Source organism: Actinomadura roseirufa (assembly GCF_900659635.1).
GTDB classification, from domain to species: Bacteria; Actinomycetota; Actinomycetes; order Streptosporangiales; family Streptosporangiaceae; genus Spirillospora; species Spirillospora roseirufa.
The window spans coordinates 1-11955 of sequence record NZ_CAACVB010000234.1; the positions used below are offsets into that span (position 1 = coordinate 1).

Genomic DNA, 11955 nt, shown 5'->3' on the forward strand with positions numbered 1-11955 from the left:
CGCGGCGCGGGCCCCGAACGTCGTCGGCAGCGCCTGGCGGCCGAGCGTCCGCGCGGCGGCCGGCGTGTCGCGGAACCGCGCCGCGAGCCCGGCCAGCGCGTCCAGGGACCGGTCGAGGTCGGCGAGGACGAGGCGCCTGGTCCGGGCCGCGACGAGCATGGCGGCGGTGTCGACGATGTCCTGGCTGGTGGCGCCGTGGTGAACGTGCCCGGCCGCGGGCCCGGCCAGGTCCCGCAGGTCGGCGACCAGCGGGACGACCGGGTTGCCCGCGCCGCGCGCGCGCCGCGCCAGCGCGGGAAGGTCGAACCGGCCCGGCACGGCCGCCGCGGTGATCGCCGCCGCGGCGTCCGCGGGGATGATCCCCAGCGCGGCCTGGGCCCGCGCCAGGGCCGCCTCGGCGTCCAGCATCGCCGCCAGGTAGGCGTGGTCGCCGGTGGCGGACTCCGCCCGCGTCCCGGCCCGGACGGGCGACAGCAGTCCCGCGTCCGGCGAGACCGCCTCCGGCGGCCGCCCGCTCTCGTCAGAAGCCAAGGAAGACCGTCTCCCGGTCGCCCTGCAGGCGGACGTCGAACCGGTACGCCCGCTCGTCCTCGCGCTCGGCGACGAGCGTCGCGCGGCGCTCGGCCGGGACCTCGGCGAGCACGGGGTCGCCGTCGTGGGCGGCCTCGTCCTCGGGGAAGTAGAGCCGGGTGGCCACGGGCTTGAGCAGGCCGCGGGCGAAGACCAGGACGGCGATGTAGGGCGCGCCGCCGCCGATCGCGCCGGGCTTGACGGTGCTGAACCAGAAACCGCCGCCGGCGTCGGTGCCGCACCGGCCGAAGCCGGAGAAGCCGTGCCCGGCGCGCGCGAGGGCGCCCGGCCGCCGGGGCACCTCGCCGTTCCCGTCGGCCTGCCAGATCTCCACCAGCGCGTCCGGCACCGGGTCGCCCGCGCCGTCCAGGACCCGGCCGCGCACGCCGATCGCGTCCGGACGCCAGGCGGGCACGACCTCCGGCCCGCCCGCGTAGGGCAGCGCATAGCCGAAGAACGGGCCGACGGTCTGGGACGGGGTGATCATCAGACCTCCATCGGGGTGTCGCCGAGCACGATGTCCCACTGGTAGCCGAGCGCCCACTCCGGCCGCGTGGTCTCCATGTCGAACCGGGAGACCAGCCGCTCGCGGTCGCGCTCGTCCGGGATCGACTGGTAGATGGGGTCGTAGGCGAACAGCGGGTCGCCGGGGAAGTACATCTGGGTGACCAGCCGCTGGGTGAACGCGGTGCCGAACACCGAGAAGTGGATGTGGGCGGGCCGCCAGGCGTTGGGGTGGTTGCGCCACGGGTAGGCGCCGGGCTTGATCGTGACGAACCGGTACCGGCCGTCGTCGTCGGTGAGGCACCGCCCCGCGCCGGTGAAGTTCGGGTCGAGCGGCGCCGGGTGCTGGTCGCCGAGATGGGCGTACCGGCCCGCGGCGTTCGCCTGCCAGACCTCGACCAGCGCGCCCCGCACCGGGCGGCGCGAGGAGTCCAGGACGCGCCCGGTCACGATGATCCGCTCCCCGAGCGGCTCGCCCGCGTGCCGACGGGTCAGGTCGTCGTCGAGCCGGCCGAGCTCCTGGTGCCCGAAGACCGGGGCCGCCAGCTCGACGCTGTCGGGGCCGAGCTTCGGCATGACCAGCTCCCTCGCGGGGGCTCGGAGCACCGTGCTCCGGTAGTCGGGGTAAAGATACGGTGGATGGGTCATGCCGTCTTCCCTTCTGCGGCGGGCTCGGCCGGCGGAGCGCCGGTCGCGGCGCGGATCTCCCCCGCGGTGACACCGGGCGCGGTCTCGGCCGGACCGGTCTCGGCCGGAGCCGGTCCGTCCCCGGTCACGCGGAGCACGCCGGCTCCGCCTCCCGCCGGACGAGCACGCTCGGCGGGCGGACGGCGTCGGGCTCGATCTCGGCCCGCTCGGTCCCGCCCGGCTCGACCGGCCGTCCGGTCCCGGTGACCCGGCCGCCCGCTCAGCGGCGCCGGGCCCCCGCGGGGCTCGAAGCCGCCGGGGATCGGCGCGGCGTCGCCGATGCCGGCGACGCTCCGCGCCGCCGAGGCGACGACCGTGTCCATGGGCCTCCCATTCCCGGTCGGACGGCCGGGAGACCGGCCGCCCGCGGCGAGCCCGCGGGCCCGCCTTCACGTCCCACCCTGACAGCCGCCGGGGGACGTTCCGGACGCGGGTTTCCGCTCAATGGAAGGCCCGGTGATCGTCAGAGCCGTTCGGGCAGCCCGAACAGGGGGAACAGGGTGGCGTCGAAGAAGGCCGAGACCTGCGCGACCCCGGCGGCGGTGACGTCCAGGACCTGGAGCTGGAAGGGGCGGTGCACACCCTCCTCGTCGCGCCGGTACAGCCCGAACGCGGGCTGGCCGTTGGCGGCGGCGGGCACCATGCGCAGTTCGCCCGGGTAGGGCGCGCACTGGGCCTTGATGAGCCGGACGATCGCCTCGGCGCCGGCGAACCACTCGGGGAAGGGCGGCATCTCCCAGACCGCGTCCTGCTTGAACAGCTCCAGCAGGGCGTCGATGTCGGCCTCCTCGAACGCCCTGGCGTAGCGCTCCAGAAGCTCGCGGCGGCCCGGGTCGGTGGGCTCCACCTGCTCGTCGCGCGCGGGCGCGGCGGCCTCCAGCTGCGCGCGGGCCCGCTGCAGCGCGCTGTTGACCGCGGCGGTGGAGGTGTCGAGCAGCCCGGCGACCTCGGCGGCCCGCCACTTCAGCACGTCCCGCAGGATCAGCACCACCCGCTGCCTGGCGGGCAGGTGCTGCAGCGCCGCGACCAGCGCCAGCCGGGTGCTCTCCCGCGCCGCGACGATCGAGGCGGGGTCGGCGGCGTCGGCGCCCAGCAGGGCGTCGGGGGCGGGTTCCAGCCACGGCACCTCGGGCGAGGCCACCACGGGCCGCTCCGGCTCGTCGCTCGGGCCGCCCAGCCCGGACGGCATCGGCCGGTTGCCCCGCTGGTCGATCGCGGTCAGGCAGACGTTCGTGGCGATCCGGTACAGCCACGTCCGCAGCGAGGAGCGTCCTTCGAATCCCTCGTAGGACCGCCAGGCGCGCAGGTAGGTCTCCTGCACCAGGTCCTCGGCGTCGTGGATGGACCCGAGCATCCGGTAGCAGTGCGCGAGCAGCTCGCGCCGGTACGGGTCGGCGAGGGCCTGGAAGTCGCGGTCCTGGTCCACGGTGGTGTCGGCTGGGCTGTTCGCCATGGTGCTGTCACCTTCACTTCGGCGGCATCGCTCGGGCGGCGCGGCTCGTGTTCCCGACCGTAGAGACCGCCACCGACAGAACGCGTGCGAGACCACATCCTACGCCCGGAACACGGGCTTGACCTGCGGAGGAGTCGCCCCGGGGCACGTCTTCACCGGATCTCCACCAGTTCGCCACGGGCCGCCCCCGGGCGGCGCGCCATCGTGGCGGCCATGCGCGTCAAGATGATCCTGCCCGCCCTGACCGAGGCCACCTCGCCGCTGTTCAGGCCGATCAAGTACTCGCTGTTCCCGCCGCTCGGCCTGGCCACGCTCGCGGGGTACCTCGATCCCGGCGACGAGGTCACCATCACCGACGAGCACGTCCAGAAGGTGGATCTTTCCGACGAGCCGGACCTGGTGGTGATCCAGGTCTACATCACCTCGGCGCGGCGGTCCTACGAGCTGGCCGATCTCTACCGGGCCAGGGGAGCCCACGTGTGCCTGGGCGGCCTGCACGTGACCTCGCTGCCCGACGAGGCCGCCCGGCACGCCGACACGATCTTCCTCGGCCCCGGCGAGGACACCTGGCCGCGCTTCCTGGCCGACCTGCGGGCCGGGCGCCCGGCGGACCGCTACGCCTCGTCCGAGCGGACGCTGGCCGCGCTCCCGCCCGTCCGCCGCGACCTGATCGACCGGCGCCGGTACCTGGTACCGAACTCGATCGTGGTCTCGCGGGGCTGCCCCCACGTGTGCGACTTCTGCTACAAGGAGGCGTTCTTCAAGGGCGGTAAATCGTTCTATACCCAGACCGTCGACGCGGCGCTGGCCGAGATCGACCGGCTTCCCGGGCGGCACCTGTACTTCCTCGACGACCATCTCTTCGGAAACGCCAGGTTCGCCGGGGCCCTGTTCGACGGGATGCGCGGGATGGGGCGGCTGTGGCAGGCCGCCTCGACGGTGCAGGCGGTGCTGCGCCCCGGGCTCCTGGAGAAGGCCGCCGAGGCGGGGCTGCGCAGCCTGTTCGTCGGGTTCGAGACGGTCAACGCCGCCAACCTCGCCGAGCAGCGCAAATGGCAGAACATCGACCGCGACTACGGAGAGGTCATCGCGCGCCTGCGCGACCACGGGGTGATGGTGAACGGCAGCTTCGTGTTCGGGATGGACCAGGACGAGCCATCTGTTTTCGACCGGACCGTCGACTGGGCGGTCGGACAGGGGATCGAGACCGCCACGTTCCACATCATGACCCCCTATCCGGGCACGCGGCTGTTCGAGCGGATGGCGGCGGCGGACCGGCTGCTGCACCGGGACTGGGACCGCTACGACACGCGCTCCGTCGTCTTCAGGCCCGCGCGGATGACGGCCCGCCAGCTCGAGGACGGCTACCGGCGGGCCTACCGGGACTTCTACCGCTGGGGCTCGATCCTGCGCGGCGCCGCGACCAAGCCGACCCTGCGGGGCCGGGCGCGGCACGCCGCCTACGCGGGGGGCTGGAAGAAGTTCGAGCCCGCCTGGGACGTGATCATCCGCGCGCGGCGTGCCGGGCGGGCGCTGCCCGTCCTGGAATCGGTCCTCGGCGGATTCGGCTCCCAGCCCGCCGAAAGGGCCGCCGGGAGGCCCTGACCGCCGCTTTTACCGAAACCCTGCTCTCGGAACCGCGAAACACTTCCAACGGAACGGGTATGCCTGCACCCTAGAGGGCACATCGTCCGCGGCACCGGGAGGGTTCGTGATCGCGAGACCGGAGGGCGGCCCCCGCGTGGTCGTGGGGGTCGACGACTCCGCGGGCGCCCGCTGCGCGCTCTCCTGGGCGATCGGCGAGGCCCGGCTGCGGCGGCTGCCCCTGCTGGTGGCGCACGCGGCCCCGCTGCCCCCGCAGGTCTCGGCCGCCGGGCAGCTCGGCTGCGGCGTCTCCGACGCGCTGCGCGGCTCGGGCGCCGAGCTGATCGCCCGGCTGCTGGCGGAGGTCTGCGACGGCCCGCCCGACGGTGTGGACATGACGGCGCTCGCGCTGGTCGGCGAGCCGGGCGCGACCCTGGTGCGGCTGGCGGGCGACGACGACATCCTCGTGGTCGGGCACGGCGCCCGGGGCCCGTTCTCGCGGCTGCTGCGGCCCTCGGTCCGGCTGCACTGCGCGCGGCGGGCGCGGGCGACGCTGGTGTGCGTGCGCCCGCCCACCTTCGACACGCTGCTGGAGTGCCTGACGGCGCGGGACGCGGCGCCCGAGCGGGTTCCCGACCGGTCGCGGTTCCGCCGGCTCGGCCGCCGCCTGCGCCTGCCACGCTGACGGCCGCGCTCCCGCCCGTCCCCGCGCGGCGCCGCATAGGGTTCGTCCATGCGCAAGTACGTGATCATCGGCGCCCAGGGCAGCGGCAAGGGGACCCAGTCGCTGCTGCTGGCACGGGACCTGGACCTGGTGCACATCAGCGTCGGCGACATCTTCCGCTGGCATGTGCAGAACCACACCAAGCTGGGCGCTCAGGTGCGGCGCACCATGGCCGCCGGGGAGCTGGTGGGCGACGATCTCGTCGAGGGCGTGGTGCGCGACCGGCTGGAGCAGCACGACTGGAACTACGGGTTCATCATCGACGGGTTCCCGCGCAGCCGGAGGCAGGCGGAGTTCTTCCTGGAGAGCTACGACATCGACGGGGTGATCCACCTCGACCTGCCGGACGCCGAGGTGCGCCGCCGGGTCCTGGCGCGCAGGCTGTGCTCGCGGTGCGGGATGGACTACAACCTGATCGCCGACCGCCCCACGCAGGAGGGGCGCTGCGACGTGTGCGGCGGCGAGCTGGTCACCCGGGAGGACGACACCGAGGAGTCGATCACCGAGCGGCTGCGCCACTACCGCGCGAAGACCACCCCGATCCTGGAGCTGTTCGGCCGCAAGGAGTACGTGGTGACGGTGGACGCCACGCCCTCGATCGAGTCCGTCCAGGCGACGATCCGGGACGGGCTCCGGCTGCCGGCGCCGCGGTGAGCTCGCCCGTCGTGGAGCTGGACGACGAGCGCGCCGCCCGGCACGGCGTGCGGATCTTCCTGAAGCGCGACGACCTCGTCCACCCCGAGCTGCCCGGCAACAAGTGGCGCAAGCTCAAGCACAACCTGGCGCCCGCCCGCGAGCGGGGGACCGTCCTGACCTTCGGCGGGGCCTACTCCAACCACGTCCGCGCGACCGCGGCGGCCGGGGCCCGGCACGGCTTCGCGACCATCGGGATCATCCGCGGCGAGGAGCACCTGCCGCTCAACCCGACGCTGGCCTACGCCGAGCGGAAGGGCATGCGGCTCGCCTACATGGACCGCGGCACCTACCGGCGCAAGCACGAGCCCGGCGTGCTGGCCGCGCTGCGCGAGCGCTGGGGCGGCTTCCACCTGCTGCCCGAGGGCGGCAGCAACGCCGCCGCCGTCCTCGGCTGCGCCGAGCTGGGCGCCGAGGTGCCCGGGTTCGACATCGTCTGCTGCCCGTGCGGGACCGGCGGCACCCTCGCCGGGCTGGCGGCGGGGCTGGCACCGGGCCAGCGCGCGCTGGGGTTCGCCGTCCTGCGCGGCGGCTTCCTGGACGCCGAGGTCGAACGGCTCCAGCGGGAGACCTACGGCGGGCGCCGCGGAAACTGGCGCGTCGAGCACGGCTTCCACTTCGGCGGCTACGCCAGGCGGACCCCCGAGCTGGACGCGTTCGCCGACGACTTCGCCGCGCGGCACGGCCTCGCGCTCGACCGGATCTACGTGGCGAAGATGATGTTCGGCGTCTTCGCCCTGGCGGCGCGGGGCGCGTTCCCGCCGGGCGGCCGCGTCCTGGCGGTCGTCACCGGCTAGGGCCCGGCCGTCGGCGCGAGGCCGTGCCGGCGCCGGCGAGCTCGGCGGGCAGGTCGTCCCGGTGCAGGACGGTGAGCGTGGTGACGGCCCGGGTCAGCACGACGTACAGCCGCGCCAGCCCGCGTTCCTCGGCGGCGGCGATCGCGGCGGGCTCGGCCACGATCACATGGTCGTACTCCAGTCCCTTGGCGAGCGTCGCCGGGACGACCAGCAGCCGCGCGGTGCCGGGCGAACCGGGCCCGAGCAGCGCGGGGTCAAGGCCGGCGGCCGCGAGCGCGGCGACGTGCCCGGCCGCCGCGTCGTCGGCGACGATCAGCCCGACCGAGCCCGGCCGGGCGAGCGCCGCGCGGACGGCCTCGACGGCGGCGGGCGGCACGTCCGGGACGCGCCGCACCTGCAGCGCGCCCTCCCCGGCGCGCAGCGACCGCGGCCGCTCCAGCTCGGGCGCCACGTGCGGGAGGAGCCGGGTCGCGTAGTCCAGGACGGTCCCCGGGACCCGGAACCCCAGCGTCAGCTCGGTGACCTCCCCCTCCTGCCCGAGATGGGACAGGACCTCCGCCCACGAGCGCGCCGACCAGGGGGTGGTGCCCTGGGCGAGGTCGCCCAGGACGGTCGCCGAACCCGTCCCGCAGCGGCGGCCGAGGGCGCGCAGCTGCATCGCCGACAGGTCCTGTGCCTCGTCCACGATCAGGTGCCCGAGCGACGGCGTCCGCTCGATGAGGTCGGCCAGCTCGTCCAGCAGCGCGCGGTCGGCGGCGCTCCACCGGGCCGAGCGGTGCGAGCGGGCGGGCGCGGCCCACAGGAGGGCCGCCCGCTCCCCCTCGTCCAGGTCGTCCTTGGCCGCGGCGCGCAGGAACTCGGCGTCCGACAGCAGCCGGTACAGCACCTGCTCGGGGGTGACCTTGGGCCACACCTCGTCGAGGACCCGCTTGACCGGCCGGCCGCGCGCGACCTGATCCTGGACGCGGTCGTCGGGCGCCTCGCCCCGCTGCTCCATCCGGACCAGGATCTGGTGCGCGAGCCGCTGCGCGAACGCGGCCCGGCCGGCGCCGTAGCGGGTCGTTCCGCGCAGCGCCGCCGCGGTCTCGCGCACCTCGTGGTCGGCGAGCCGGTAGCGGCTCGCGCCGCGGGTGACCAGCAGCCCCTCGGCGGGCCTGCGGACGTGCGCCCACAGCGCCCTGCGCAGGACCCCGGCCATCCGCGCGTCGCCCTTGAGCGCCGACACCGCGGCGGGCTCGGTGCCCGACGGCGCGCCGAGCAGGTCGTCGACGGTGGCCTGCTCGACCCGGACCTCGCCGAGCGCGGGCAGCACCGCCGAGATGTAGGCCAGAAACGCGCGGTTGGGCCCGACGATCAGCACCCCCGACTTCGACAGCCGCTCCCGGTGGGTGAACAGCAGGTAGGCGGCGCGGTGCAGCCCGACGGCCGTCTTGCCGGTGCCGGGCGCGCCCTGCACGCACACCGTCTGCGGCAGGCCGGCGCGAACGATCACGTCCTGGTCGGGCTGGATCGTGGCGACGATGTCGCGCATCGGGCCGGTGCGGGGCCGCTCGATCTCCTCGGTCAGGATGCGCGAGGCCGGCGGGGGCGCGGCGCCGGGCGCCGCCAGGGACGCGCCGAGCGGCTCGTCCTCGAAGGCGGTCAGCTCGCCGCCCCGGAACCCGAACCGGCGCCGCAGCCGCCACCCCATCGGGTCGGCCGGGCCGGCCTGGTAGAACGCCCGCGACACCGGTGCCCGCCAGTCCAGCACGAGCGGCCGTCCCTCGGGGCCGTCGTGCACGTGCCGCCGCCCGACGTAGATGACCGGAGGGATATCGGCGTCGGCGTCCCCGGAGCCGTCCCCCGCGCCGTCCGCGCCGGCGTCGCGGTCCATCCGGCCGAAGAACAGCGGCGTGTCCGGGTGGTCGGCGAGCGCCGCGACCCGCTGGTCCAGCAGCGACTCCAGGAACTGCTTCGACACCCAGTCGGCCGCGACGTCTGCGGACAGCCCCTCCGCGTGCTCGCGCATCCGGCGCAGCGCGGCGTGGGAGGCGGCCAGGTGAGCGCGCTCGGCGGTGAGGATCGACGGCTCGGCGGGCATGGGCGCGGACCTCCTGAGGCGGAAGGGGGCTAGGGGAAACCCACCACCTTACCGGCTCAAGGGAGGCGCGGCAGGGCCTTGTCGTGCAGCCAGGCGTCGAAGAACCCGTCGAGGGACCGTCCGGCGACGTGGGAGGCGAGCGCGGTGAACGCGGCCGTGGTGACGGAGCCGTGCCGGTACCCGGCCGTCCACGACCGCAGCGTCCGGAAGAACACGTCGTCGCCGACGGTGCGCCGGAGCGCGTGCAGGGTCAGCGCCCCGCGCTTGTAGACGCGGTCGTCGAAGATGTGCCGCGGGCCGGGGTCGGCCAGGACGAGGTCCTGCGGCTGCGCGGCGAGGCGGTGGTGCCAGCGCGCGGCGTGCGCGGCGGCGGGATCGCCGCCGGACGCCTCCGACCACAGCCACTCGGCGTGGCTCGCGAACCCCTCGTGCAGCCAGATGTCCCGCCAGTCCGCCAGCGTCAGGCTGTTGCCGAACCACTGGTGGGCCAGTTCGTGCGCGACGAGCCGCTCGCTCCCCCGCGCGCCGTCCACGTGGTTGATCCCGAAGATCGACATTCCCTGGGCCTCGACGGGGATCTCCAGCTCGTCGTCGGCGACGACGACCGTGTAGGAGGGGAACGGGTAGGGGCCGAAACGTTCGGTGAACGCGGCGACCATCGCGCCCTGGCGGGCGAAGTCGTGCCGGACGCGGCGCTCCGCCGCGGAGGGGTAGAAGACGTGCTGGGGCAGCGGCCCCTCCAGCTCCAGGAACTGGTAGCGGCCGACCTGCACGCTGGCGAGGTAGGTCGCCATCGGCTCGTCCTGCTCGTACACCCAGGTGGTGTTCGCGCCGACCCGCCGCCGGCCGGTGAGCCGCCCGTTGGCGACCGCCTCGTACGCCGACGCGGTGGTCACCGCGATCCGGTAGCGGGCCTTGTGGTCCGGGCGGTCGTTGCAGGGGAACCACGACGGCGCGCCGGTCGGCTGCCCGGCGACGATCGAGCCGTCGCTGAGCTGCTCCCAGCCGAGGCCGCCCCAGTGACTGGACAGCGGGGACGGGTTGCCGGTGTAGCGGACCTCGACGGTGAACGCGGCGCCCGCGGCGACCGGCCGCGCCGGGGTGAGGTGCAGCTTGCCGCGCCGGTGCCGGAACCGCGCCGGCCGGCCGTCCACCAGCACCCGGCCGATCCGGAACGTTCCGAAGTCCAGTTCGAGCCGGTCGAGCCGGGTGCGGGCCGACGCCGACAGCCGTGCCGTGCCGGCGAGCCGGTTCGGGCCCACCCGGTAGTCCAGCTCGAGGTCGTAGTGGCCGACGCGGTAACCGTCGTGGCCGTGGTCGGGGAAGTAGGAGGCCTCCCCGCGCCCAGCGAGCGCTCTCATGCCGTGTCCACCGACGGTCGGGTCCTCCGGGTCACTCGTCGCTGTCGGGGGTCCAGGCCGCGATCGGGTTGCCGAGCCACCGGGTGCGGGCGGGCAGCTGCTCGCCGCGCATCACGAGGGACGCGGGTCCGACCGTGGCGTTCGCCCCGACCGACGCCGCGGGCAGGACCACTCCGTTGGAGCCTAGCGTCGCACCGCGCTCCAGCACGACCGCGTCGACCCTCATGATCCGGTCGTGGAACAGGTGGGTCTGCAGGACGCATCCCTGGTTCACGCACGCGCCGTCGCCGAGCCGGACGAGATCGGCCTCCGGCAGCCAGTAGGTGGCGCACCACACCCCGCGGCCGATGCGCGCGCCGAGCGAGCGCAGCCACAGGTTGAGCGGCGCGGTGCCGAGCCACGGCTCGGCGAACCAGGGCGCGGCGAGCACCTCGACGAAGTTGTCGGCCAGCTCGTTGCGCCACACGAAGGAGCTCCACAGCTCCCGCTCGCCCTCGCCGATCCGGCCGACGAGCGCCCACTTGGCGGCGGTCGCGGCCGCGGCGGCGAGCACCCCCGCGGCGGCGACGACGACGCCCGACAGCAGCACGGCGGCGACCCACCCGGGGCCGGCGGCCAGCCGCTCGAGCGCGGCGGCCGACAGCACGCCGACGGCGACCGTGAGCATCGCGGGGACGATCCGGAACGCCTCGACCGCCGCCCGCGCCGCCTTGAGCCGGCGCGGCGGCCGGTAGGTGCGGGACTGGTCGGCGGTGTCGGCGGTGCGGCGCAGCCGCACCGGCGGCATGCCGAGGTAGGACGCGCCGGCCTTGGCCTTCTTCGGCGCGGCGGACAGCACGCCGATCAGGCCGCCCTTGGGGACCTTGCGGCCGGGCCCGGTCATCCCGGAGTTGCCGAGGAAGGCGCGCTTGCCGATGCGGGCCCGCGCGATCCGCATCCGGCCGCCGCCGAGCTCGTAGGGGGTGACCATGGTGTCGTCGGCGAGGAACGCCCCGTCGGCGACGGAGGTCATCGCGGGCAGCGCGAGGACGGTGGAGGCCTCCACGTCCCGGCCGACCTTCATGCCCAGGGCGCGCAGCCAGGCCGGGGTGAGGATGCTGGCGTACAGCGGGAACAGCCACACCCGCGCCGTCCCCATCAGCCGGCTCGCCGCCCACGCCTGCCACGCCTGGCGTCCGTGCACCGGGTGCTCGCCCTCGCGCAGCCCGGCGCCGAGGAGCCGGACGGCGGCGAGCGTCGCGGCGGCGAACGCCGCCATGCCCGCCAGCGTGGCGGCGGGCACGCCGAGCAGCGCGGCCTGCAGCGCGCCGCCGAGCGTGGTGGTGCCGCGCATGAAGAGGCACAGCACGGCGAGGCCGGGCAGGACGGCGGTGAAGGGGAACAGGCCGAGCAGGACCGCCGACGCCCCGTAGGCCATCGACCAGCGGCGCGACCGCGGCGGCCGGGCGGAGTCGGCGGACCGGCGGACCTTGCCCCGGCGGGCGGCGGGCGCGCCCGCCCAG

At 75.3% G+C, this 11955-nt stretch carries 12 protein-coding genes; 4 read left to right on the top strand and 8 right to left on the bottom strand.

All coding sequences use genetic code 11. The features are described 5' to 3' along the window. The 5 genes from E1291_RS32750 to E1291_RS32770 all read right to left on the bottom strand — a co-directional run. Positions 1-531, bottom strand: a 531-nt coding sequence (locus E1291_RS32750) for a lyase family protein (protein ID WP_242614526.1), incomplete at its 3' end; no start/stop codon positions are given. Further along, positions 521-1057: a protocatechuate 3,4-dioxygenase subunit alpha gene (gene pcaG, locus E1291_RS32755; RefSeq protein ID WP_131741949.1), complete on the bottom strand. Its 537-nt coding sequence runs from the start codon at positions 1055-1057 to the stop codon at positions 521-523. The genes E1291_RS32750 and pcaG, both read right to left, overlap by 11 nt. After that, positions 1057-1722, bottom strand: a complete 666-nt coding sequence (pcaH, locus tag E1291_RS32760; RefSeq protein WP_131741950.1) for a protocatechuate 3,4-dioxygenase subunit beta — start codon at positions 1720-1722, stop codon at positions 1057-1059. The genes pcaG and pcaH overlap by 1 nt, the downstream gene beginning before the upstream one ends. After that, the gene (locus E1291_RS32765; RefSeq protein ID WP_131741951.1) at positions 1719-2084 is read right to left on the bottom strand and encodes a hypothetical protein; all 366 of its coding nucleotides are present in this window, start codon (positions 2082-2084) and stop codon (positions 1719-1721) included. Before E1291_RS32765 ends, pcaH begins: the two co-directional genes overlap by 4 nt. Positions 2085-2224: 140 nt before the next feature. Further along, on the bottom strand, positions 2225-3214 hold the full coding sequence (locus E1291_RS32770) for a sigma-70 family RNA polymerase sigma factor (protein WP_131741952.1): 990 nt from the start codon (positions 3212-3214) through the stop codon (positions 2225-2227). Between the two features lie 213 nt (positions 3215-3427). Here E1291_RS32770 and E1291_RS32775 point away from each other — a divergent pair, with 213 nt between their 5' ends. From E1291_RS32775 to E1291_RS32790, 4 genes are all read left to right on the top strand, one after another. Then, on the top strand, positions 3428-4819 hold the full coding sequence (locus E1291_RS32775) for a B12-binding domain-containing radical SAM protein (protein WP_131741953.1): 1392 nt from the start codon (positions 3428-3430) through the stop codon (positions 4817-4819). Positions 4820-4925: 106 nt separating this feature from the next. Continuing rightward, positions 4926-5483, top strand: a complete 558-nt coding sequence (locus tag E1291_RS32780; protein WP_165495391.1) for a universal stress protein — start codon at positions 4926-4928, stop codon at positions 5481-5483. A 48-nt stretch (positions 5484-5531) separates the two neighbouring features. Continuing rightward, positions 5532-6176, top strand: a complete 645-nt coding sequence (locus E1291_RS32785) for an adenylate kinase family protein (RefSeq protein ID WP_131741955.1) — start codon at positions 5532-5534, stop codon at positions 6174-6176. Beyond that, a complete protein-coding gene (locus tag E1291_RS32790) occupies positions 6173-7012 on the top strand; it encodes a 1-aminocyclopropane-1-carboxylate deaminase/D-cysteine desulfhydrase (RefSeq protein WP_131741956.1) in 840 nt (279 codons plus the stop codon). The genes E1291_RS32785 and E1291_RS32790 overlap by 4 nt, the downstream gene beginning before the upstream one ends. Here the strand turns inward: E1291_RS32790 and E1291_RS32795 are convergent. The 3 genes from E1291_RS32795 to E1291_RS32805 all read right to left on the bottom strand — a co-directional run. Further along, positions 7002-9092 carry a HelD family protein gene (locus E1291_RS32795; RefSeq protein WP_131741957.1) on the bottom strand — a complete coding sequence of 697 codons (2091 nt, stop codon included), beginning with the start codon at positions 9090-9092 and terminating at the stop codon, positions 7002-7004. The two genes, E1291_RS32790 and E1291_RS32795, sit on opposite strands and share 11 nt — an antisense overlap. A 56-nt stretch (positions 9093-9148) precedes the next feature. Continuing rightward, positions 9149-10453, bottom strand: a complete 1305-nt coding sequence (locus E1291_RS32800; RefSeq protein ID WP_131741958.1) for a M1 family metallopeptidase — start codon at positions 10451-10453, stop codon at positions 9149-9151. Positions 10454-10484: 31 nt separating this feature from the next. Further along, positions 10485-11955, bottom strand: a 1471-nt coding sequence (locus E1291_RS32805) for a Pls/PosA family non-ribosomal peptide synthetase (RefSeq protein ID WP_370771070.1), incomplete at its 5' end; no start/stop codon positions are given.